This is a genomic window from Neisseria sp. CCUG12390 (assembly GCF_047837985.1).
Lineage (GTDB): Bacteria > Pseudomonadota > Gammaproteobacteria > Burkholderiales > Neisseriaceae > Neisseria.
In genome coordinates this window covers 1,046,288-1,066,713 of the sequence record NZ_CP181244.1, presented here as the reverse complement: position 1 = coordinate 1,066,713, position 20,426 = coordinate 1,046,288, and the positions used below count along the sequence as shown (strand labels likewise).

25 protein-coding genes and 1 tRNA gene are annotated in these 20,426 nt (G+C 54.2%); 22 read left to right on the top strand and 4 right to left on the bottom strand.

What is annotated here, in order from left to right; translation table 11 throughout:
- Positions 1 to 56: 56 nt before the first annotated feature.
- The 3 genes from upp to ACM67E_RS05010 all read left to right on the top strand — a co-directional run bounded on the left by upp (position 57) and on the right by ACM67E_RS05010 (position 2,155).
- Positions 57 to 683, top strand: coding sequence for a uracil phosphoribosyltransferase (upp, locus tag ACM67E_RS05020; RefSeq protein WP_416192517.1), 627 nt, complete (start codon positions 57 to 59; stop codon positions 681 to 683).
- A 107-nt stretch (positions 684 to 790) separates the two neighbouring features.
- Positions 791 to 1,108, top strand: a complete 318-nt coding sequence (locus ACM67E_RS05015) for a DUF2322 family protein (protein ID WP_416192516.1) — start codon at positions 791 to 793, stop codon at positions 1,106 to 1,108.
- A 243-nt stretch (positions 1,109 to 1,351) separates the two neighbouring features.
- Positions 1,352 to 2,155: a DUF4198 domain-containing protein gene (locus ACM67E_RS05010; protein WP_416192515.1), complete on the top strand. Its 804-nt coding sequence runs from the start codon at positions 1,352 to 1,354 to the stop codon at positions 2,153 to 2,155.
- A gap of 282 nt (positions 2,156 to 2,437) precedes the next feature.
- Here the strand turns inward: ACM67E_RS05010 and ACM67E_RS05005 are convergent, their stop codons facing one another.
- Complete coding sequence (locus tag ACM67E_RS05005; RefSeq protein ID WP_416192514.1) at positions 2,438 to 2,998, bottom strand: pseudouridine synthase; 561 nt, start codon at positions 2,996 to 2,998, stop codon at positions 2,438 to 2,440.
- Positions 2,999 to 3,196: 198 nt separating this feature from the next.
- Here ACM67E_RS05005 and ACM67E_RS05000 point away from each other — a divergent pair.
- The 3 genes from ACM67E_RS05000 to ACM67E_RS04990 all read left to right on the top strand — a co-directional run bounded on the left by ACM67E_RS05000 (position 3,197) and on the right by ACM67E_RS04990 (position 4,599).
- Positions 3,197 to 3,289 (top strand) — tRNA-Ser (locus ACM67E_RS05000).
- Between the two features lie 123 nt (positions 3,290 to 3,412).
- Positions 3,413 to 3,928, top strand: a complete 516-nt coding sequence (locus ACM67E_RS04995; RefSeq protein ID WP_416192513.1) for a hypothetical protein — start codon at positions 3,413 to 3,415, stop codon at positions 3,926 to 3,928.
- Between the two features lie 53 nt (positions 3,929 to 3,981).
- Complete coding sequence (locus ACM67E_RS04990) at positions 3,982 to 4,599, top strand: 4'-phosphopantetheinyl transferase family protein (protein ID WP_416192512.1); 618 nt, start codon at positions 3,982 to 3,984, stop codon at positions 4,597 to 4,599.
- Between the two features lie 19 nt (positions 4,600 to 4,618).
- On the opposite strand, the gene ACM67E_RS04985 is transcribed toward ACM67E_RS04990, so the two are convergent.
- The 3 genes from ACM67E_RS04985 to ACM67E_RS04975 are packed head-to-tail and all read right to left on the bottom strand — an operon-like array spanning position 4,619 to position 7,113.
- On the bottom strand, positions 4,619 to 5,857 hold the full coding sequence (locus ACM67E_RS04985) for a beta-ketoacyl-ACP synthase (RefSeq protein WP_416192511.1): 1,239 nt from the start codon (positions 5,855 to 5,857) through the stop codon (positions 4,619 to 4,621).
- Complete coding sequence (fabG, locus tag ACM67E_RS04980) at positions 5,851 to 6,579, bottom strand: 3-oxoacyl-ACP reductase FabG (protein ID WP_416192510.1); 729 nt, start codon at positions 6,577 to 6,579, stop codon at positions 5,851 to 5,853. Before fabG ends, ACM67E_RS04985 begins: the two co-directional genes overlap by 7 nt.
- Positions 6,580 to 6,621: 42 nt before the next feature.
- Positions 6,622 to 7,113, bottom strand: coding sequence for a thioester dehydrase (locus ACM67E_RS04975; RefSeq protein WP_416192509.1), 492 nt, complete (start codon positions 7,111 to 7,113; stop codon positions 6,622 to 6,624).
- 125 nt (positions 7,114 to 7,238) lie between these two features.
- Between ACM67E_RS04975 and ACM67E_RS04970 the strand changes: the two genes are divergently transcribed.
- From ACM67E_RS04970 to ACM67E_RS04895, 16 genes are all read left to right on the top strand, one after another.
- Complete coding sequence (locus ACM67E_RS04970) at positions 7,239 to 7,997, top strand: beta-ketoacyl synthase chain length factor (RefSeq protein WP_416192508.1); 759 nt, start codon at positions 7,239 to 7,241, stop codon at positions 7,995 to 7,997.
- Positions 7,984 to 8,742, top strand: a complete 759-nt coding sequence (locus ACM67E_RS04965) for a lysophospholipid acyltransferase family protein (protein ID WP_416192507.1) — start codon at positions 7,984 to 7,986, stop codon at positions 8,740 to 8,742. Before ACM67E_RS04970 ends, ACM67E_RS04965 begins: the two co-directional genes overlap by 14 nt.
- Complete coding sequence (locus ACM67E_RS04960; protein WP_416192506.1) at positions 8,739 to 8,996, top strand: phosphopantetheine-binding protein; 258 nt, start codon at positions 8,739 to 8,741, stop codon at positions 8,994 to 8,996. The genes ACM67E_RS04965 and ACM67E_RS04960 overlap by 4 nt, the downstream gene beginning before the upstream one ends.
- Before the next feature lie 11 nt (positions 8,997 to 9,007).
- Complete coding sequence (locus ACM67E_RS04955; protein WP_416192505.1) at positions 9,008 to 9,253, top strand: acyl carrier protein; 246 nt, start codon at positions 9,008 to 9,010, stop codon at positions 9,251 to 9,253.
- 156 nt (positions 9,254 to 9,409) lie between these two features.
- Complete coding sequence (locus tag ACM67E_RS04950; RefSeq protein WP_416192504.1) at positions 9,410 to 9,949, top strand: hypothetical protein; 540 nt, start codon at positions 9,410 to 9,412, stop codon at positions 9,947 to 9,949.
- 20 nt (positions 9,950 to 9,969) lie between these two features.
- Positions 9,970 to 11,676 (top strand): AMP-binding protein, encoded by a 1,707-nt coding sequence (locus tag ACM67E_RS04945; protein WP_416192503.1) that lies wholly within the window; start codon positions 9,970 to 9,972, stop codon positions 11,674 to 11,676.
- Positions 11,673 to 12,398 carry a glycosyltransferase family 2 protein gene (locus ACM67E_RS04940; protein ID WP_416192502.1) on the top strand — a complete coding sequence of 242 codons (726 nt, stop codon included), beginning with the start codon at positions 11,673 to 11,675 and terminating at the stop codon, positions 12,396 to 12,398. The genes ACM67E_RS04945 and ACM67E_RS04940 overlap by 4 nt, the downstream gene beginning before the upstream one ends.
- A 1-nt stretch (position 12,399) precedes the next feature.
- Complete coding sequence (locus ACM67E_RS04935) at positions 12,400 to 13,332, top strand: glycosyl transferase family 2 (protein WP_416192501.1); 933 nt, start codon at positions 12,400 to 12,402, stop codon at positions 13,330 to 13,332.
- Complete coding sequence (locus tag ACM67E_RS04930; RefSeq protein ID WP_416192500.1) at positions 13,329 to 13,766, top strand: acyl-CoA thioesterase; 438 nt, start codon at positions 13,329 to 13,331, stop codon at positions 13,764 to 13,766. The genes ACM67E_RS04935 and ACM67E_RS04930 overlap by 4 nt, the downstream gene beginning before the upstream one ends.
- Positions 13,767 to 13,824: 58 nt before the next feature.
- Positions 13,825 to 14,418 carry a LolA family protein gene (locus tag ACM67E_RS04925; protein WP_416192737.1) on the top strand — a complete coding sequence of 198 codons (594 nt, stop codon included), beginning with the start codon at positions 13,825 to 13,827 and terminating at the stop codon, positions 14,416 to 14,418.
- Between the two features lie 74 nt (positions 14,419 to 14,492).
- Complete coding sequence (locus ACM67E_RS04920; RefSeq protein ID WP_416192499.1) at positions 14,493 to 15,413, top strand: dialkylrecorsinol condensing enzyme; 921 nt, start codon at positions 14,493 to 14,495, stop codon at positions 15,411 to 15,413.
- A gap of 123 nt (positions 15,414 to 15,536) precedes the next feature.
- Positions 15,537 to 16,706 carry a beta-ketoacyl-ACP synthase III gene (locus tag ACM67E_RS04915; RefSeq protein ID WP_416192498.1) on the top strand — a complete coding sequence of 390 codons (1,170 nt, stop codon included), beginning with the start codon at positions 15,537 to 15,539 and terminating at the stop codon, positions 16,704 to 16,706.
- A 1-nt stretch (position 16,707) separates the two neighbouring features.
- Positions 16,708 to 17,124, top strand: a complete 417-nt coding sequence (locus ACM67E_RS04910) for a hypothetical protein (RefSeq protein WP_416192497.1) — start codon at positions 16,708 to 16,710, stop codon at positions 17,122 to 17,124.
- 60 nt (positions 17,125 to 17,184) lie between these two features.
- Entirely contained in the window at positions 17,185 to 18,180 is a 996-nt protein-coding gene (locus ACM67E_RS04905; RefSeq protein WP_416192496.1) for a BtrH N-terminal domain-containing protein, read from the top strand.
- Between the two features lie 102 nt (positions 18,181 to 18,282).
- The gene (locus ACM67E_RS04900; protein ID WP_416192495.1) at positions 18,283 to 19,173 is read left to right on the top strand and encodes an ABC transporter ATP-binding protein; all 891 of its coding nucleotides are present in this window, start codon (positions 18,283 to 18,285) and stop codon (positions 19,171 to 19,173) included.
- A complete protein-coding gene (locus ACM67E_RS04895) occupies positions 19,170 to 20,423 on the top strand; it encodes an ABC transporter permease (protein ID WP_416192494.1) in 1,254 nt (417 codons plus the stop codon). Before ACM67E_RS04900 ends, ACM67E_RS04895 begins: the two co-directional genes overlap by 4 nt.
- The last annotated feature ends 3 nt before the right edge of the window (positions 20,424 to 20,426 follow it).

The following is a 20,426-nucleotide window of genomic DNA, read 5'->3' as shown; positions in this document are numbered from 1 at the left end:
GCCGCAAGTAAAAAAAAGTATAATAAACCCACTTTACCAGACACCGAGTACAAGCAATGAACGTAAACGTCATCGACCACCCCTTAGTCAAACACAAATTAACCTTAATGCGCGAAGCCGAGTGCAGCACCTACAAATTCCGCGCGCTGGCCACCGAACTCGCCCGCCTGATGGCTTATGAAGCCAGCCGCGACTTCGCCATGGAAAAATACATCATCGACGGCTGGTGCGGCCCGATCGAAGGCGACCGAATCAAAGGCAAAACGCTGACGGTGGTACCGATTTTACGCGCCGGTTTGGGCATGCTCGACGGCGTTTTGGATCTGATCCCCACCGCCAAAATCAGCGTTGTCGGCCTGCAGCGCGACGAAGAAACTCTGAAGCCGGTTTCCTATTTTGAAAAATTCGTCGACAGCATGGACGAGCGTCCCGCGCTGATTATCGACCCCATGCTTGCCACCGGCGGCTCCATGGTCGCCACCATCGACTTATTGAAAGCCAAAGGCTGTAAAAACATCAAAGCCTTGGTTTTGGTGGCCGCTCCCGAGGGCGTGAAACTGGTGAACGACGCGCATCCGGACGTAACCATCTACACCGCCGCGCTCGACAGTCACCTGAACGAAGACGGCTACATCATCCCCGGCTTGGGCGATGCCGGCGACAAGATTTTCGGCACACGTTAAACACGGATAAGGCAGGCCGTCTGAAACCGATACCGTTTTCAGACGGCCTGTTTGCCGATTCAAACCCATTCCCTATTTCTTTTCCATCATTTTCATTAAGGAACACCATGAGCTTTCAAGATAACTTAGCCGCCATGCCTTCAATCGACCATTTGAGCGGCCTCGACGTCTGCAACGGACAAGGCGAAACCGTCCACCACATTCCGGCTGCGCCGGGCAAACTCGGTTCGTTAAAACTCTACTACGCGCTGGCTCAAGAATTCGACCACCAATTAAATGCCGCAGCCGCCGATCGTGGTTTGGAACTTTTCGTCGAACACGTTGCCGACGCAGAAGCCAATCCGGGCAAACACCCCAACATCGATTTGCTGTTCCGTGTCAAAGCCGAAAACTTGGCTTACCGCTTAAAACCGTTACACGCTTAACCAAACCTGATATGCGTTGCGGAATTAAACCGTTCAGAGCAACTTCGTCGTAGATATATAACGGAAGCAAACTGTCGGGAAACGCATTAAAACCAACAGATTTTGCATATAAAATCACAGGCCGTCTGAAAATTTTCAGACGGCTTTTTGTTATCCTATAACAAATTCGTTTACATGATTTAAAATATGTTATACCATAACTCAATATTTTGTTTCCCCACCTACATTTAGAGAACAACCATCATGAAAAAATCTGTTTTACTGATTACTTCCGCATTGTTCCTGTCAACCGCCGCACACGCACACCGCGTATGGGTCGAAACCGCCCATACCCACGGCGGCGAATACCTGACCGCCGAATTGGGCTACGGCGAATTTCCCGAATTGGAGCCCATCGCCAAAGACCGTCTGAATATTTTCAAGCCGCTGCAACTGGTTACCGAAAAAGGCAAAGAAAACATGCTGCAAAAAGGCCATTACAACTACCAATACCGCAGCAACCATCCTGTTAAAGACGGCAGCTATTTAGTGATTGCCGAATACCGGCCGACATTCTGGTCGAAAAACGCCGCCGGCTGGAAGCGCGTCAACAAAACCCAAATGCCCGACGCCACCTACTGCGAAGAAAGCCGCATGTACGGTAAAAACATCGTCAACGTCGGCCACGAGAGCGCGGATACCGCCATTATCACCAAACAGGTCGGCCAAAACTTAGAAATCGTTCCTCTGGACAATCCGGCCAACATCCATGTCGGCCAACGCTTCAAAGTACGCGTCCTCTACCGCGGCGAACCCTTGGCCAACCATCCCGTTACCGCTACCTTCGACGGCTTCGATACCAGCGACCGCAGCAAAACCCACAAAGTAGAAGCGCAAGCCTTCTATGACGTCACCAACGACAAGGGCGAGGTGGACATCATTCCGCTGCGCCAAGGTTTCTGGAAAGTGAATGTCGAGCACAAAACCGACTTCCGTGATCAAAAAGTCTGCGAAAAAGAGTCAAACTACTCGACACTGACCTTCCAAATCGGCCATACCGACCACTAAAATACCGCAAAAACCGTTAAATCGACGACAATACATTGCGAACATCAAGGCCGTCTGAAAACTATTTTTCAGACGGCCTGTGTAAATTAAGCCGGGATTTTTGCACAACAGGTCAACGGGTAAACAGCCGTCATTTCTCAGACGAGAAAATCCTTTTTAAGCCGGGTAACTTTTGTTGGAAATCAGGTTCGAAACAATGAATGGATATCTTGCTGTACAGGGATAACGATGGCCGGACAGTGCAGCAATTTCTTGATTTCGGCAAAACGCCCCAGCCTGACATCACGGCTGAAACGGCGCAAACCGCCATTCGCCCAAAGCCAAATCCAGTTCAAAAATATTCAGACGGCCTACCGCCACCCTTACCAAACGTAGGCAGGGATAACCCGCCTTGGCCGTCATCCGCCGCACTTGGCGGTTTTTCCCCTCGGTAATCTTAATTTCCACCCAAAAATCCGGCACCGTTTTGCGCACCCGAATCGGCGGTTGACGCGGCCACAGTTTATCCGCTTCCCCATCCTCCAAAACACGCACCTTGGCCGGACGCGTAACAAAATCGCCCAAATCCACACCGCGGCGCAATCCGTTCAGCTTCGCCTCGTCAGGCACACCCTCAACCTGCGCCCAATAAGTCTTTTCCTGCTTAAACTTCGGATCTGCAATACGCGCCTGCAGACGGCCGTTATCCGTCAGCAGAAGCAGCCCCTCGCTGTCCGTATCCAACCGGCCTGCCGGATAAAAGCCCGGTTTATCAACGTAATCTTTCAAACACCCGTGTTTCTCGTGTGCCGAAAACTGGCAAACCACACCATAAGGTTTATTCAAAACAATCAAATCATTCATTCAGACGGCCTCAATATTTTCCCGCCTATTTTACCAGCCGCAACCGATAAAACCAGCCTGCGCGTTACCCGTTTATTGTTTGGCGACTTATGAACAAAGCAGCATTTTTTGTTCCCAATCAATTCAGGTGCTTATTCCAATACCCCGTTTTCACGCTTGACATACGCCTCCCGAACCAGTATAGTTCGGTCTTCCTTAGGAGTAATGGCTGAGAGGCTGAAGGCACTTCCCTGCTAAGGAAGCATGTGGGGTCAACCTGCATCGAGGGTTCGAATCCCTCTTACTCCGCCAAATAAAACGAAACCCGCCGACGATTCGGCGGGTTTTGTTTTATTTGGCATTTATGATTTGAGATTAGTTTAACAATAGGCTACAATTTCCAAACTTTTTCTTAACTCTGCAAAGGAATTCGCCATGAATAAATTAAATGGTTTATTGGTAACCGCAGCCGTTCTGGCTTTAACCGCCTGTGCTAACCAAAACAACCGCGCTTCTTCATCCGACTATTCGTCCCAAGCCCAAACCGCTTCGACTTCGGCCTCAACGGCCTGCCGCAGCATCGGCGAAGGCCGTAAAATCAATAATAAAGGCCAAAACGACGGTTATATGTGTAAAGCCAGCGTGGCGTTGAATTCCGCAGAAGCCAAGGAAGTGCTGTCACCGAATATCCGCGTTTCATACGGCAGCACCAGCGGCAAAACCAATGTATCCCGCCAAATCGCCAACGCCGTCGGCAAATCGCCCGACGAAACCTGCCAACGCGCGTTCTTAAGTGCCGTGAAACGTTTCCAAAGCACTGCCGAGCGTTATAAAAAGGGTTCTGTCCGCTTAGTCAGCTATTTCGACAAGAAAACCATCGGCGGCAGCGAATACGAATGCCACATCGGTACTTGGAACAGCCGCGTGGTCTTGAAAGGCAGCTTCCACTAAACCCCCCGAACCGCTGAATGATTTTCAGCGGTTTGTTTTTCCGGCCACCAACCATGACACGCCATCTCGACTGCCTGCTTGCCGCTCCCCCATTGGCCGAACATTATTCAGACGGCCTGCTGGACGAAACCGATAACATAAGGCTGCAACAATCGCCGCATTTATCGCAGCGGTTGGATTGGCAGGTCAGCCGCGCTTTAAAATTTCAGACGGCCTCCATCACGCAATCGCTGTCCCACAGCCACGGTTATGCGGCTTTACTGACTGCCGATACGCCGTCGGCCATCGGGGTGGATATTGAAAAGATTAAACCGCGCGATTTTCAGGGATTGGCCGCGTGGATTTGTTCGGAAGAAGAACAAAATTATCTGTCTGCCTTGGATTGGCAGGCGGAAGATTTTTACCGTTTATGGTGCACCAAAGAGGCCTTAATCAAGGCGGCCGGTTTGAATTTTCCGGCCGATATGGCCCGTGTCGGCTATGCTTTCCGACAAGACCGAATCAGCGGTTTATGTGTTGAAGGGAAAAGCGGTTGGCATGGTACAAGCGCATTACTCAATCATGAATTTGCAGTTGCCTGCGTATGGCAGGGCAATCAGCAGGCTAAAATGGATTGGCTGTTTTACGGCGGACTCAGTTCAGAAAACCTTACCAAACAAAAGGCCGTCTGAAAAACAGACGGCCTTTTGTTTATTCTCCCTGCCAACGCTTGAACACCAACGAAGTATTCACGCCGCCGAAAGCGAAATTATTGCTCATCACATAATCGGTTTGAATCTCGCGCCCGTCCCCGACGATATAATCTACCTTACCGCAGGCAGGATCTACATTTTGAAGATTCACAGTCGGCGCAAACCATCCCTGATTCATCATTTCCACCGCAAACCAAGCCTCCAAAGCTCCGCATGCACCCAGAGTATGGCCGAGATAGCTTTTTTGCGAACTCATCGGCACAAAACCGAACACGGCTTCCGTTGCCAACGTTTCGGCAATATCGCCTTTTTCGGTGGCCGTACCGTGCCCGCTGACATAACCGATTTGCTCCGGCTGCAGTGCCGCATCGCGCAACGCCAATTCCATGCACTTCTGCATGGTCGCTTTCTGCGGCTGGGTCACATGGCTTCCGTCGCTGTTGGCGCCGTAACCGATAATCTCAGCGTAAATTTTCGCACCGCGCGCTTGGGCGTGTTCCAATGATTCCAACACAAAAATTCCCGCACCCTCGCCAATGACCAAACCGTCGCGACCCGAATCGTAAGGGCGTGGCGTCAGTTCCGGCTCGGCGTTACGGCGGCTGGCAGCATACAGACTGTCGAACACATACACTTGCGAAGCGCAAAATTCTTCGCCGCCACCCGCCAACATACTGTCTATCATGCCGTATTTAATCGCTTCATATGCATAACCGATGGCCTGACTGCCTGACGAACATGCGCTTGAAGTGGGAATAATCCGTCCGGTCAGTTCAAAAAAGATACCGATGTTGGCGGCCGTCGTATGCGGCATCATGCGCACATAAGTATTGGCATTGAAATTGCGCGAGCTGCCGGTCAGCAGCAATTCTCCAATGTCGCCGATGTCTTTCGGACTCCCCGAAGACGATCCGCAAGCCACACCCATACGGCCGTCTTTAATACGCTCATCACCCAGCAGACCTGCGTCCTGCAAAGCCTGTTCCGCCGCATCGACACACAATTGCGACACGCGCCCCATGCTTCGCAACTGCTTTCGTGTCCAATGCGCAGGGGGTGCATAATGCTCAATCGGCGCGCCCAATTGGGCTTCCAATTCAGGATAACGCTCAGACCAATCTATATGTCTGACCGCATTCTTACCGGCTTTAAAGGCCGTCTGAATGCTTTCCCAATCACGTCCGAATGCCGTGATGCCGCCGATGCCGGTAATCACCACACGATTTTTTTTCAACATAATCCTCCGTTCACCGGAATAACTTGCCGCGTAATATAGGCTGCTTTTTCATCCATTAAAAAAGATACCGCATGGGCGACTTCCTCTGGCGTTCCCATACGGGCGGCAGGCACGGCCTTCAAAATTTCCTCAACCGGCACGTTCTCATCGACAATTTCCGTATCAATCAAACCCGGCGCCACGCAGTTGACCGTAATTTTCCGTTTGGCCAACTCGACCGCCAACGCCTTCGCCGCACCAATCACACCCGCTTTCGATGCGCTGTAATTGACCTGACCGCGATTGCCCGTCAGCCCCGATACGGAAGCCATACACACAATCCTGCCCGGCTTGCGGCGGCGTATCATCGGCATGACCACAGGATGCAGCACATTATAAAACCCGTCGAGGTTGGTGCGTAAAACCTGATCCCAGTCCTCATCGGAAAATGCAGGAAACGCATTGTCGCGCGTCAGTCCCGCATTCAGCACCACGCCGTAATACGCCCCGTGTTTTTCCATATCCGCTGCCAAAATTTCACGGCAGGCTTCACGATCGGACACGTCAAACTGCAACACCCGCGCGGATCTGCCTGATTCACGGATTTGTGCGGCTACAGTTTCAGCCTCTTCAATGCGGCTGCGGCAATGCACCACAATATCGAATCCGTCCTGCGCCAAAGCCAAGGCAACCGCTTTGCCGATGCCGCGGTTGGATCCGGTAATCAAAACTGTTTCACTCATGTTTTCTCTGTTTTCAATAGCAACTTTATATAAATGTTCATTTCAGACGGCCTGTCCGGATGTTTTCGGACTGTAAACATTCAAAGCCGCCTGTATCAACAGGCCGTCTGAAGGCAACAGGTTTTTGACTTCATCAGGTGCGTCCGTCCAACGCAATTCGCAGTCGAACACACCCATACCGCCCGCATCCTGCGTAGAAACCGTTACATCGATTTGCAACTTCGTGCCGACCGGAATGGTTTGGGCAAACAGATTCAGTTTGCGCGTACCGAGCAGAAAGCCCAACCGCACTTTTTCTCCGGCATTGAGCGCATGGCAGCCGGCCAAAGCCGCAATCCCTTGAGCCATGATTTCCATACCCGCCGCACAAGGCAGCGTACCGTTGACCAATAAAATATGCTTTTCACCGACCAAAGCTTCCGCCCGAAGATGACGATCGTCATATTCGGTAATGCAGTCAAGCAGCACCATACGGCCGCTGTGCGGCAATAAAGGTGCAGTTTCAGTAATCGGACAAACAAGCGGAAGATTCATTACAGGCCGTCTGAAAAATTATCAAACCAACATTATAACGTTAAATAACAAAACCGTGGCGAACACTAGCTTTGATTAAGTTATTTGGATAAAATAACGCAGAATGTAAATTTTTGAAAGCAGTCATGTCCCACGCTCATTGCCGCTTCGATTTCAACATTGCCGCCTGGCAGGCTTCAAGCAACAAAATTGCTACGCCCGAACAATGGCGGCAGTGGGCACGAGACCCTGATTTTGTTGAGAATCTCCCTGAGTATAAGCCGCCGCTGGCGTTTCTGCCCGCCATGCAGCGACGCCGTTTGAGCCAGGCGGCGCGTTTGGTGTGCGACGCTTCTTGGAATTTGGCGGAAAACCACCCGAACAGCCCGCTGGTGTTCGCCTCTCACGACGGCGAACTCAACCGCAGCTTCGAATTGTGGCTGGAACTGATGAAAACCCACACCGTATCACCGACCTCGTTCGGCTTGTCCGTCCACAACGCCTTGGCCGGACAATGGTCCATGCTGCGGCAGAATATGCACGAAAGCACCGCCCTTGCAGTCGGCGACGACGGCATCGAATCCGCGCTGGCCGAAGCCTGTGCTTTATTGGCAGACGGCAGCGAATCGGTGTTGCTGGTGATTGCCGACGATCCGTTGTCGCTTGAATACGGAGTCAAAGCCGTGCGTGCACCGTTTGCCTACGCGCTGGCGATGGTCATCACTCAAGGCCATGATTACACCCTGAGTATGCACGCCGGAAACAGGCCGTCTGAAACCGCAAACACCCAAGCCTATTGGGGCGGTTTGGAATGGATACGTTTCATGCTTTCAGACGGCCTGCAACAATACCGGCACTATTCGCGCCATACTTGGCATTGGCAGAAAAATCATGCGGCGCCTTGACTACTGCCGCCGTTTGGTTTCCACCCTGTTCGGCTTTATCCTGTTCGGTATCGGCGGTGTAGCGTTCAAACTGGTTCTGCTTCCTTATACCCTGAAAAGTACAGCAGGTGATTTACCCCGCCAACTGGAAGCCCGGCGTCTGGTCGCCGGCATATGGCGTTTTTTCGTTTGTTATCTGGTATGGTCGGGCATTTTGAGCGTAAAATTCAACGGTATGGAAAAGCTCGGCCGTCCGGGGCAGTTGGTACTGGCCAACCATCCGTCGCTACTGGACGTGGTTTTACTCATCAGCCATGCGCCCGAACTCAACTGCATCGTCAAAAAAGACCTGCAGAACAATCCTTCCATGAGCAGCCAGATTCGTGCGACAGGTTATATTCCCAACGAAGAATCGGAAGCCATGCTCGACACCGTCGCCGAAGTGTTCCGCAGCGGCCAGAGCCTGCTGATTTTTCCCGAAGGTACGCGCACCGGTTGGGACGGACAAGTGAAAATGCACCGCGGCGCGGTCTCGCTCGGTTTGCGCAGCGCAGAAGTGATTACGCCGGTGTGCATCAAAATGACGCCGCCCAATTTCAAAAAAGGCCAGCCGTGGTATCACATACCGCCGCAAAAAATCCATTACGAAATCACCGTCGGCGACGACATCCTGCCTCAGGAATGGCTCGCCGAAAAACCGTTGCCCATCGCGGCAAGACGTTTGAACGAATACCTTCAAGACTATTTCACAAGGAAAACGACATGAGTTTGGAACAGCAAATCAAAGAACTGATTATCGACAGCTTGGGCCTGGAAGACATCACCCCTGCCGACATCGGCGATGAAGATACCCTCTTCGGCGACGACGGATTGGGCTTGGATTCCGTCGATGCGCTCGAGCTGGGATTGGCCGTACAAAAAACCTTCGGCCTGCAGTTGGACAGCGAAAAAGACAATCTTCGCGAATACTTTACCAGCGTAAAAAACCTCGCTGATTTCGTCCGCAGCCGCCAAGCATAAGGAGCAGGAACATGACCGAACAAGAAGTACGCGATCTCTTGACCAACGCTTTGGTTACCCTGTTCGAGATCGAACCCGACCGCATCAAACCCGAAACCAACCTTTATGAAGACTTGGAAATCGACAGCATCGATGCCATCGACCTCATCGACCACATCAAACGCGAAACCGGCCGCAAACTGCAGGCCGAAGACTTCCGCAACGTGCGCACGGTGGACGACATCGTTCAGGCCGTATTGCGTTTGCAGGCCGAATAAGCCGCCTGCTTTTCAGACGGCCTGAGACTTTTTGCAAAACTCCGAAAACTTTACCCGCCGCCAACTGATGACATTCGTTGCGTGATAATGGCGCAGGTTTCCCGATTTCGTTCCGTTTTTGCAAAAGCCTCAGGCCGTCTGAACACCGACAAAACCATGAAAACCCTCGGCCAAATCCTGCTCGCCATCATCAGCATCGCCTATCCGCTCGTGTGGTATTACGGGCGCGGACACGGCGTGTTCTACTGGCTTGCCGCCGCCATGTGTTTCCTGTGGCTCGTGCGTGCCGCCGTCGGCAAAACACGCAGCCAGCGTTCCATCGCGCTGGTCTTGGCCGTCTTTTTCGCCGCCGTTATCTTTTTCAGACGGCCTGATTCGATGTACTGGTATCCCGTCGCCATCAGCCTGCTGCTGCTAGCCGTTTTCGTTGCCAGCCTGTTCTCCGGCCAATCCGCCATCGAACGCCTCGCCCGACTGCAACAACCCGACCTGCCGCCCGAAGGCGTCGCCTACACGCGGAAAGTCACGCAGATTTGGTGCGGCTTTTTCGTCTTCAACGCCGCCGCTGCCGCGCTGCTGGCAGCCTCCGACCAACACGATTGGTGGGCGGTTTATACCGGCATTGTGTCGTATATCCTGATGGGGGCATTGCTCGGCGGCGAATGGGTTTACCGCAAGACGGTTTTGAAGATTTAACTGAAATTGAATGTTGGCTCATGTACGCCCTTACCCGAATCCTCTCCTCTAATCTCCCGCAAAACGACCTTATCGCCCTCAATCCCGCATGGACGCGTGCGGAGTTCAATCGGGCGGTTTTTGCCTTGTCAGGCCGTCTGAAAAATGAAAACGTCCGCACAGCGGCATTGTGGTTTGAAGATGCGGCGCAGTTTGCCTGCGCGTTGCTGGCGGTGTGGCACAACGGCTCCACCGCCCTGCTGCTGCCGAATCTTGCCGAAGACAATCTGGCTTGGGCAGCAACGGCGGATGCCGTTCTGACCGATTCAGCAGACCCGCGCCTGTTTTCAGACGGCCTGAATACGCGGCGAACCGATTTCCTGAACAACAGGCCGTCTGAAAACGAAACCGTCGTTCCCGAGCATACCGATATTGCGCCGACTGCCCAAGTGCAGCTGAAAACCTCCGGTTCCAGCGGCGAGGCGCAAATCATCATCAAAACCGCCGCGCAGATGGAAAGCGAAGCCTTGTCTTTAGCCAAAAGCATTCCGTTCGGCAAACACGGCGCGACCGTCATCGGCAGCGTGTTGCCGCAGCATATGTATGGGTTTACGTTCCGTTTCGCGCTGTCTCTGACAATGGGCTGGACAATGGTGCGGACTCAGGCGGTTTATCCCGAAGATTTGCTGGCGTTTACCATGCCGTCTGAAAACGCGGTATGGATTGCCAGTCCTGCCGTATTAAACCGCTTGGGCGAAGCGCGCAATTGGGCGGCAGTCGACGGCAAACTCATCGGCGTGGTCTCCGCCGGCGGCGCATTACCCGAGAGTACGGCGGACTTATTGGCACAAAAAGCCGTGCGCCCTTACGAAATCTACGGCAGCACGGAAACCGGCGTTATCGCCTCACGCCGTTTCAACCGGTTGTGGCAAGCCTTTGATAATGTTACCCTTACCCAAGATTCAGACGGCCTGAAGGTCGAATCGCCCTGGGCCGGCGGCATTTGGCACAGTGCTGATGTAATCGAACCGCAACCCGACGGCTTTGTCCTGCTCGGCCGCAAAGACCGCATTATCAAATTCGAGGACAAACGCGTGTCGCTGACCCAAATCGAACACGAATTACTGCAACACCCGTGGATTGCCGATGCGCATTGCGGCCAACATCCGCAACACCGGCGCATCGCCGTATGGGTTGCGTTGAATCCGCAAGGCATCACAGCCCTGCGCGAACAAGGCCGCGCGGCGGTGGCCGATGCCCTGAAAAAACACCTTGCCGCCACTCAGGACAAAATCGCCCTGCCACGCTATTGGCGTTTTGCCGACGTTTTGCCGCGCAATCCCCAAGCCAAGATTTCCGCGGCTGATTTTCAGACGGCCTTTACCGTTCCGCAAACCGCTCCGGCGTGGCAAAGCATGCCGTCTGAAAACGATACCGTGCAACGCTATCGCGGGCGCGTTCCTTTGGATTTGACGTATTTCAGCGGCCATTTCGCCGAATTTCCGCTGGTTCCCGGCGTTATCGAATTGCAATGGATACGCGATTTGGCAGCGCAATTTTCATGGGGCAGTCAGGACTTAATCCGCGTGGAAAACTTGAAATATCAGCAATTTATCCGTCCGAATGACGAAATCGACGTGGAACTGGCCTACGATGCGGACAAAGACAAACTGACGTTTAAAATCAGCTGCAACGAAGCTGCCTGCGCTTCGGGGCGGCTGGTATTTACCGAAAGCGGCTGCGCATGAAAACGCTCGCCCTGATTCCGCATTACAAACACCCGACCACCGTCGGCCGCGTTGCCGAAACCTTACGCGCCTACGGTTTCGATGTCTTGATTATCGACGACGGTTCGGGAGACGAATGCAAACCCGTATTGCAAAACTTGGTTTCAGACGGCATCAACGTGGTTTTCCGGCCTGAAAACGGCGGCAAAGGCGCGGCCATGAAAACGGGGTTTGAATATGCCGCAGGACACGGCTACAGCCACGCCCTGCAAGTCGATGCCGACGGCCAGCACCATCTGCCCGATGCGTTAAAAATGCAGGAAGCCGCCGAACGGCAGCCTGAAGCCATTATCTGCGGTTGGCCGCAATACGGCGATGATGCGCCCAAATCGCGCTTGTACGGCCGGAAAATCACCGATTTTTGGAACATGGTTCATACTTGGTCAACCGACATCAAAGACGGCATGTGTGGCTTCCGTCTCTATCCGCTGACGGAAACTTTGGCCGTGATACGCGAAGAAAACATCGGCGAACGCATGGATTTCGACACCGAAATCCTGATCCGCCTCTATTGGCGCGGCGTACCGACGGTATGGGTTAAAACACCGGTGCAATACGCTTCAGACGGCATTTCCCACTTCGATGCGTGGGCGGATAACGTGCGCATCAGCAAAATGCACGCGCGGCTGTTTTTCGGTATGGTTCGGCGACGTTTGTTCCGGCTTTTTGGAAAGGCCGCCTGAAATGTCTGCCGATTCAAAACATTGGGCCAAGCAGAACGAGCGCGGCAACCGTTTCTTCCTTGCCGCCACCACGCTGCTTGTACGCTACCTGCCTGCATTTCTGATGAAGCCGTGCATTTGGTTTGTGGTCGGTTATTTTTACCTGACCTCGCCGCAAGCCCGCCGCAACATCGCTCATTACCAGCAAAATCTTCAGACGGCCTACCCTACGCTAAAATTACGACGCGCTTCGGTTTTTAGACAATTTGCCGCATTCGGCGAAGCCGTGTGCGACCGTTTTGCCGTGTGGCAGCGTAAAATCGTTTACGAAGATTTGGTTTTGGAAGACCCCGACGATGTGTACGCGCTTATCGGCGACCGCAGCCTGCGCGGCCAGATTTTCGCCTGCTCGCACTTGGGCAATACGGAAGTCTGCCGCGCGCTGGTGTCGCACCATATCGGCTTTAAACTGAATGTGCTGGTACACAGCCGCCATGCGCAAGCGTTTAACGAAGCTTTGGAAAAAGCCGGTGCCGACCGCATCCAGCTGATTCAGGTCAGCGACTTGGACGCCACTCTGATGATGGAATTGAGCAAACGCGTCGATGCGGGCGAATGGATTGCCATCGCCGCCGACCGCACGCCCGTTCGCGGCGAAAAAACCGTCGCCGTCGATTTTCTCGGCGAAACCGCCGAGATGCCGCAAGGCGCGTGGCTGCTGGCAGGCCTGCTGAAAACCCGCGTGCATACGCTCTTCTGCATCAAGCAAAACGGCCGCTACCATCTGAAGCTGCGCCGCTTCATTGATACTGCCGACTGGAAACGCCATACGCGCCAAGCCTCCGTAGCCGCCGCCGCGCAGCAGTTCGCCGACAAAGTGGCCGAAGAGTGCGCAAAAAATCCGCTGCAATGGTTTAATTTTTATGATTTTTGGAACAAAGACACACAACGATGAGCAAACACGTTTACTGCCGCCACAGCCATGAAATCGACGTGCCGTTTTTCGATGTCGATCCGATGCACATCGTCTGGCACGGCAACTATGTGAAATACCTCGAAGTCGCCCGCTGCGCCTTTTTAAGCAGCATCGGTTACGATTACAACGAAATGGGCAGACAGGGCTTCAGCTGGCCGATTGTGCAGATGAACTTCAAATACATCAAACCGGCCGTATTCGGCCAAAAAATCCGTGTCGAATTGGCCGTGGTCGAAATCGAAAGCTGTCTGCGCATCGATTACGTCATCGTAGACGCACAAAGCGGCGTAAAGCTCACCAAAGCCTCGACCACGCAGGCAGCGGTCTCGCTGGTCGACGGGGAACTACAGTTCCAAACGCCGCCAAGCTGGCTGGAAGCGGTCAAACGCCACCCGACTTTTCAGGCCGTCTGAAACCCAAGGCCGTCTGAAATATTTCAGACGGCCTTTTGAGAGAATACCGAAAATGAATATCCGAAAACTGTTTTTATCCGCCGTTTTAACCTTAGCCAGCCCTGTTCTGTGGGCGTTTTCCGCCGAAGAACTGGCGAAAACCCTGCAAAAACCGGCCAACATCCAAGGCACTTTTACTCAGCAACGCCATCTAAAATCGCTGGAGAAACCGATGACCACCGGCGGTAAATTTGTCCTGGTCCCCAAGCGCGGCCTGCTCTGGCAAATGCAGAAACCGTTCGCCGCCACCCTGCGCGTGCGTTCGGACGGCATCATGCAGTGGAACGGCAAATCGTGGACAGCGGCGCAATCGGGCAGAATGTCCGGCCAAACCCGCCAAATCCGACTTTTTCTGGATTTGCTCGGCGGCAATACGCAAGGGCTGCAAAAGCAGTTCGATTTGAAACTTTCCGGCACGGCGCAAAAATGGACGCTGCAACTTTTGCCGAAAACACCCGTGATGAAACAGGTTTTCCACAAAATCGAGCTGAACGGCGACCAACTGGTGCGGAAAATCGAGCTGCATGAAAAACAGGGCGACCGCACGGTTATGCAGTTCGACGGTATCCGCACCAACCAGCCGCTGGAAACTTTCGTGCAACAATCGCTGTAAACGGCGTGCCTTTTCTTTAATAAAATTAACATACAGTCTATAATGCCGTCTGAAACGCCATTACTGCAAACACCATGTCCGCCGCCCAAAAAATCCTTGTCGTCCATTATTCGCAAACCGGACAGCTCAGCCGTCTGGTACAGAATTTTATTGCGCCGCTGCAGAATCAGGACGGCATCGACGTACATACCGTCAACATCGAGCCGTGCGAAGCCTTTCCGTTTCCGTGGCCGTTTTGGCGTTTTTTCGATACGTTTCCCGAAACCGTCCACCTGAAACCGAAGCCGGTTATCGCACCCGATATTCCCGATGAAGATTATGATGCGGTGGTGATTGCCTACACGGTATGGTTTTTGTCGCCCTCGCAACCGATTACCGCTTTTCTTCAGCAGCCGCAAACCCGTGCGCTGTTAAACGGCAAACCCGTCATTACCCTCATCGGCTGCCGCAATATGTGGCTGAATGCACAGGAAAAAATGAAAACCCTGCTGGCTGCCAACGGCGCACACCTCATCGGCAACATCGTCAAAACCGATGCCTGCGGCACGGCGGCGAGCTTCGTAACCACCCCGGCATGGCTGCTGACCGGCGAGCGGCAGTATTTCAAAAACCTGCCCGCAGCGGGTATCGGCGAAGCCGAATTGTCCGACGCTTCGCGCTTCGGGCGCAAATTGGCCGAAACGCTGCAAAGCGGCGCGGCTTTGGACGAAACCCTGTTCCGCAATATGGGGGCTGCAAAAGTCGATGAAAAACTGATTCTCAGCGAACAGGCCGGTGCGCGTAGTTTTTTCCTGTGGGGCAAACTCCTGATGGCGGCGGGCAATGTTTCGCCGCTGCTGCGCCGTGTGCTGCTGGCGGTGTACGTCGTATTTTTGATTGCGCTGATTCTGACCGTCGTGCCACTGAGCGCATTGGTAAAAATGCTGCTCCGCCCTGTTCTGCGCCCTTGGCTGGAACGCCGGAAACACTATTACAGCCTTCCCTCCGGCGAATAGCATTACCCGAAGCGTTTTAAAATCAGCAGATGCCATATTTTCTCGGCCGTGCTTATTGTAACCGCCTCCATATTCAAGGCCGTCTGAAATTTCAGACGGCCTGCAAGAAACCGTTATCCGTATATGAATGCCACCGACATCCTGCAATCCGTCTATCTCAACCGCGTTGCCGCCTTTTTGCCCAATGAAGCCGTGTCCAATGCCGACATGGAAAACGTGTTGGGCAAAGCAGGCGGCCTGCCTTCGCGCGTGAAAAACATGATTTTGCGTTCCAACGCCATTCAGTCGCGCCATTACGCCATCGATCCGGCAACGGGCCTGCCGACGCACAACAGCGCGCAATTGGCTGCCGAAGCCGTCAAAATCCTGCTGGCTCAAGGCGTACCGGCCGAAGGCGTCGGTAGTTTGGCCTGCGCCACATCCTACCCCGACCAAACCATGCCCGGCCACGGCGTGATGGTGCACGGCCTGCTGCCAGAACTGAGCGCGTGCGAAGTATTCAGCGCAGCAGGCGTGTGTGCGGCAGGCATGGCAGCCTTGAAACACGCTTACAATGCCGTACGCACGGGCGAGCAGCGCGGTGCGGTGGCCTCGGCTTCCGAAGCGGCTTCCGCCGTCATGCGTGGTGATATGTTCAAAAGCGAAATCGATGCCAAAAATCTGGCCGACGCGCGCCCCGAAATCGGCTTTGAAAAAGATTTCCTGCGCTGGATGCTTTCGGACGGTGCCGGCGCGGTTTATCTGGCCGACCGCCCGAATTCAGACGGCCTGAGCTTCAAAATCCGCTGGATCGAGCTGCTCTCCTACGCCCACGAAATGCCGCCCTGCATGTATGCCGGTGCGGAATTTTCAGACGGCGTATTCACAGGTTGGAAAGACTTCAGCGAAGAAGAACGCCGCGACAAAAGCGTGATGGCCGTCAAACAAGACGTGAAACTGTTAAACGAAAACATCGTGCGCTACACGGTGGAAAAACCGCTTGCCCATATCGCCGCCAAACACGGATTGAAAGCAGAAGACATCAAATGGTTTCTGCCGCATTATTCGTCGGGCTTTTTCCGCGACAAACTGTCCGCAGGCTTGGACAACATCGGTTTTCCGATTCCGCAGGAAAAATGGTTTACCAACCTGCCTTACAAAGGCAATACCGGCTCAGCCTCGATTTACATCATCTTGGAAGAATTCATGCGCACGCACGCTTTGGAAAACGGCGATTTGGTATTGTGCTACGTGCCCGAAAGCGGACGCTTTTCCACCTGTTTCATGCTCTTGGAAGCAGTAAAGGCCGTCTGAAATGGACATCGACGACATCCCGCAAGACGACAGCAAATCCTACAACGGCCTGAAAAAAATCGTTTACGGCACGCGCGGCGGTCATTATCAGGCCGCCACCAGTACCGGTTGGGAAGACGAATCCTACGCCACCGAAATGGCGGTGGAAGAGCTTGACGCGCAAACCGAAGCCGCGCGCCGCGCCGTATCGGAGGGAATCCGTTCGCCGCTCTATTTCCATATGCTCTGCTACCGCCACGACGAAATCAGTTTGGCAGCGGCCGCAGGCATGTGGCAATGGCAGTTGCGCCGCCATCTCAGGCCGGAAATTTTCGCCAAACTGCCCGACCGCACCCTGAAAAAATACGCCGACGCGCTGCAAATGACGGTGGCCGCGTTAAAAACCGTCGAAAACGCCGCGCCACTTAAAGCCCCTTAAAAATCGACAGGCCGTCTGAAAATACCTTTATTGTTTTCAGACGGCCTCGGAAATACAGACATGACCGATTTTCCCCACCAGCACACCGCCCATTGCGAAAGCGGCGTGATGTCCACCTTACTGAAACACCACGGCCACGCGCTCAACGAAGCCATGATTTTCGGCTTGGCCGCCGGTTTGACCTTCGTCTATATGCCGCTGGTCAAGCTCGGCGGAATGCCGCTGGTTTCCTACCGCATCATGCCGCGCAACATCATCAGAAACACCTGCAAAGCCCTGGGGCTGAATTTGACATTCCGGAAATTCAAGGACGAAGCCGCCGGACAGGCCGCGCTGGACGACGCGCTCTCCCAAGGAAAACTCGCCGGATTACAGACTTCCGTCTTCTGGCTGCCCTACTTTCCGCCCTATATGCGCTTCCATTTCAACGCGCACAATCTCTTGGTTTACGGCAAAGACGGCAACGACTACCTCATCAGCGACCCCGTTTTGGAAAGCGTGCAACGCTGCGCCGCCGAAGATTTGCAGCGTGCGCGTTTCGCCAAAGGCGCATTGGCCGACAAAGGCCTGATGTACACCCTGGAAACCAACCGCACACCGCAGGAAATCGAAGCCCTGCTGCCCGAAGCCATACGCCGCGTGATACGCAAAAACGCCAAGCAAATGCTCGCACCCGTGTTTTTCGTCGGTGTCAAAGGCATCCGCACCGTCGCCCAAAAAATCGAAACGCTGCCGCAAAAGCAGTCGGCCAAATACCAAAAACTCTTTCTCGGCCACATCGTGCGGATGCAGGAGGAAATCGGCACCGGCGGCGCAGGCTTCCGCTATATTTACGCCTATTTTCTCGAGCAGGCCGCCGAAATCTGCGCCGAACCGCGCTTTCAGACGGCCTCGGCAGAGCTGACCGCCATCGGCGACGACTGGCGGCAATTCGCCAGCCTGTGCGTGAAACAGTGCAAAAAGCCGTCTGAAAACGGCTGTCGGGAAATCGCCGGTTTCCTGCGCGGCATTGCGGATAAAGAAGAAGCCCTGTGGCGGCGTTTGAAAGCCGTTTGAAACACTTTAAAACACACTGAATCTGCCCTGCCCGAACCCTGCCGCCTGCTTTTCAGACGGCCTCTTCCCATCAGGCCGTCCGAAACGAAAAAACAAACCACCATGATTCAAATCCAATCCCTCTCCCACCGCTATCCCAAAGCCGCCGTACCCGCGCTGGACAACGTGTCTTTAGACATTGCGCAAGGCGTATGCGTCGGCCTGCTCGGACACAACGGCGCGGGCAAGACCACGCTGATGTCGCTTTTGGCCGGTTTGCAGGAAGTGCGGCAGGGCGAAATCCTGTTCCACGGCAAACCGATGGCGGAAATGAGCCGTGCCGAACGACAAAAAATCGGTTTGGTGCCGCAGGATTTTGCGTTTTATCCGCAGCTCAGCGTGTGGGACAACTTATTGTTTTTCGCGTCTTTATACAATATGCGCGATAAAGGCCGTCTGAAAGATTTGCTGGAGAAAACGGATTTGACCGCGCATAAAAACAAAGCCGCCAAACATTTGTCGGGCGGTTTGAAGCGTCGGCTGAATTTTGCCGTCGGCCTGATCAACGCGCCCGAATTGGTGTTTCTCGACGAAATCACCGTCGGCATCGACCCGCAGTCGCGCCGCTTCATTCTCGACAGCGTGGCGGAACTGACGCAGCAGGGCGTAACGGTGGTTTACACATCGCATTATTTGAGCGAAATCGAGCAATTGTGCAGCCAAATCGCCCTGTTGCAGCAAGGCAGGCTGGTTTACAGCGGCGGCTTGTCCGACCTGCTCGAGAGCCAAACCGCATCGGTACGCTTCATCACCGAGCCGGTTCTGCCGTCTGAAACTTTGGCCGCATTGGGCGCGCAACCGATAGACCGCAACGGCATGATGGAAACGTTTCAGACGGCCTCCGAGGTATATGCTGCCCTACAGAAAAGCGGCGCGACAATCCGCTATTTCCAGCAAGGCCACGGCAGTCTGGAAGCGTTTTACCTCGATTTCCTGCGCAAGGAGGCCGCATGATTCTGGCTTCGCTTGTCAAGGAATGGAAGCTGCTCGGCCGCGATTTGCACGGCTTGGCGGTGCTGTTCGTCATGCCGATTGCGTTCATGCTGATTATGTCGCTGGCACTCTCGCGCGATGCCGACCCGCATACCGGCAGCCGAATTGCGCTGGCCGGTTTCGCCGATGATGCCGTCAATACCGCATTGGCACAGGCTTTGCAAAAAGAAAACATGCTTGTCGAATCCATGCCGTCTGAAAAACTGGCCGAAGCGCAGCAAGGGCTGCACGACGGGCGGTTCCAACTGGTGCTGCACAATCCCAATGCCGCTTCCGAGCCTTTGGCCGAAAGCAGGACGCTGGATATTTATGTGCCGCCCGATACCGAACCCTCATGGTTGGCGGCGGTCAAAGGCGTGTTGCAGAAACATTACACCGAAGCGCGCCTGAATGCCTATTTCGACGGCAACGAAGGCATCAAAATCCGCAACAAACGCCTGCCTAAATCCGTGCGCAACGACATTCAGAAAAAGGTAGACAAGAAAAATGCCGAGCAATTCGATACCGTCAGCGCATTCCTGCAAAAACCCATGCTGGCGGAACACTATCTCAGCGAGGGCGGCGGTGCGGTCGCCAAGCCCAACGCCGTGCAGCACAGCGTACCGGCATGGCTGATTTTCGGCATGTTTTTCATCATGATACCACTTTCCAACGTGATGGCTCTGGAACGCCAGACCAACACCATTACCCGCCTGCGTTTGGCGCGCGCCGACGCTTCGCTGCTGATTGCGGCCAAGCTGATACCGTATTTCGTCATCAACCAGCTCCAGTTCGCCGGTATGCTCCTGCTGGGGCGTTATTTGCTGCCCGAAATCGGCGTACCCGCGCTGGTGCTCAACGGCAGCCTGTGGCCTTACGCCGCACTCTCCGCCGCCGTATCCGCCGCCGCGCTGGGTTACGCGCTGCTCGTCAGCGTATGCGCCAAATCGACCGAACACGCCGTGGTACTCGGCGGCGGCGGCATCATCCTGATGGCGGCCGTCGGCGGTATTATGGTTCCGGCGCACGTCATGCCCGAAGTCATGCAGCAGCTCACATGGGTTTCGCCGATGTCGTGGGGGTTGAAAGCCTTTCAGGAATTATTGCTCAACCGCACCGGCATAGTCGGCATCACGCTCTATCTGCAACTTTTGGCCGCGTTTTCCGCCGTGATGCTGCTGGCGGCGGTACTGTTTTACCGGCGGCAGCTTCATACGCAGGTACGCTTTTGAGGC

Excerpts from the sequence above, each read along its gene's own strand:
- upp (WP_416192517.1), top strand. The coding sequence starts at position 57 with ATGAACGTAAACGTCATCGACCACCCCTTAGTCAAACACAAATTAACC.
- ACM67E_RS05015 (WP_416192516.1), top strand. The coding sequence starts at position 791 with ATGAGCTTTCAAGATAACTTAGCCGCCATGCCTTCAATCGACCATTTG.
- ACM67E_RS05010 (WP_416192515.1), top strand. The coding sequence starts at position 1,352 with ATGAAAAAATCTGTTTTACTGATTACTTCCGCATTGTTCCTGTCAACC.
- ACM67E_RS05005 (WP_416192514.1), bottom strand. The coding sequence starts at position 2,998 with ATGAATGATTTGATTGTTTTGAATAAACCTTATGGTGTGGTTTGCCAG.
- ACM67E_RS04995 (WP_416192513.1), top strand. The coding sequence starts at position 3,413 with ATGAATAAATTAAATGGTTTATTGGTAACCGCAGCCGTTCTGGCTTTA.
- ACM67E_RS04990 (WP_416192512.1), top strand. The coding sequence starts at position 3,982 with ATGACACGCCATCTCGACTGCCTGCTTGCCGCTCCCCCATTGGCCGAA.
- ACM67E_RS04985 (WP_416192511.1), bottom strand. The coding sequence starts at position 5,857 with ATGTTGAAAAAAAATCGTGTGGTGATTACCGGCATCGGCGGCATCACG.
- fabG (WP_416192510.1), bottom strand. The coding sequence starts at position 6,579 with ATGAGTGAAACAGTTTTGATTACCGGATCCAACCGCGGCATCGGCAAA.
- ACM67E_RS04975 (WP_416192509.1), bottom strand. The coding sequence starts at position 7,113 with ATGAATCTTCCGCTTGTTTGTCCGATTACTGAAACTGCACCTTTATTG.
- ACM67E_RS04970 (WP_416192508.1), top strand. The coding sequence starts at position 7,239 with ATGTCCCACGCTCATTGCCGCTTCGATTTCAACATTGCCGCCTGGCAG.
- ACM67E_RS04965 (WP_416192507.1), top strand. The coding sequence starts at position 7,984 with ATGCGGCGCCTTGACTACTGCCGCCGTTTGGTTTCCACCCTGTTCGGC.
- ACM67E_RS04960 (WP_416192506.1), top strand. The coding sequence starts at position 8,739 with ATGAGTTTGGAACAGCAAATCAAAGAACTGATTATCGACAGCTTGGGC.
- ACM67E_RS04955 (WP_416192505.1), top strand. The coding sequence starts at position 9,008 with ATGACCGAACAAGAAGTACGCGATCTCTTGACCAACGCTTTGGTTACC.
- ACM67E_RS04950 (WP_416192504.1), top strand. The coding sequence starts at position 9,410 with ATGAAAACCCTCGGCCAAATCCTGCTCGCCATCATCAGCATCGCCTAT.
- ACM67E_RS04945 (WP_416192503.1), top strand. The coding sequence starts at position 9,970 with ATGTACGCCCTTACCCGAATCCTCTCCTCTAATCTCCCGCAAAACGAC.
- ACM67E_RS04940 (WP_416192502.1), top strand. The coding sequence starts at position 11,673 with ATGAAAACGCTCGCCCTGATTCCGCATTACAAACACCCGACCACCGTC.
- ACM67E_RS04935 (WP_416192501.1), top strand. The coding sequence starts at position 12,400 with ATGTCTGCCGATTCAAAACATTGGGCCAAGCAGAACGAGCGCGGCAAC.
- ACM67E_RS04930 (WP_416192500.1), top strand. The coding sequence starts at position 13,329 with ATGAGCAAACACGTTTACTGCCGCCACAGCCATGAAATCGACGTGCCG.
- ACM67E_RS04920 (WP_416192499.1), top strand. The coding sequence starts at position 14,493 with ATGTCCGCCGCCCAAAAAATCCTTGTCGTCCATTATTCGCAAACCGGA.
- ACM67E_RS04915 (WP_416192498.1), top strand. The coding sequence starts at position 15,537 with ATGAATGCCACCGACATCCTGCAATCCGTCTATCTCAACCGCGTTGCC.
- ACM67E_RS04910 (WP_416192497.1), top strand. The coding sequence starts at position 16,708 with ATGGACATCGACGACATCCCGCAAGACGACAGCAAATCCTACAACGGC.
- ACM67E_RS04905 (WP_416192496.1), top strand. The coding sequence starts at position 17,185 with ATGACCGATTTTCCCCACCAGCACACCGCCCATTGCGAAAGCGGCGTG.
- ACM67E_RS04900 (WP_416192495.1), top strand. The coding sequence starts at position 18,283 with ATGATTCAAATCCAATCCCTCTCCCACCGCTATCCCAAAGCCGCCGTA.
- ACM67E_RS04895 (WP_416192494.1), top strand. The coding sequence starts at position 19,170 with ATGATTCTGGCTTCGCTTGTCAAGGAATGGAAGCTGCTCGGCCGCGAT.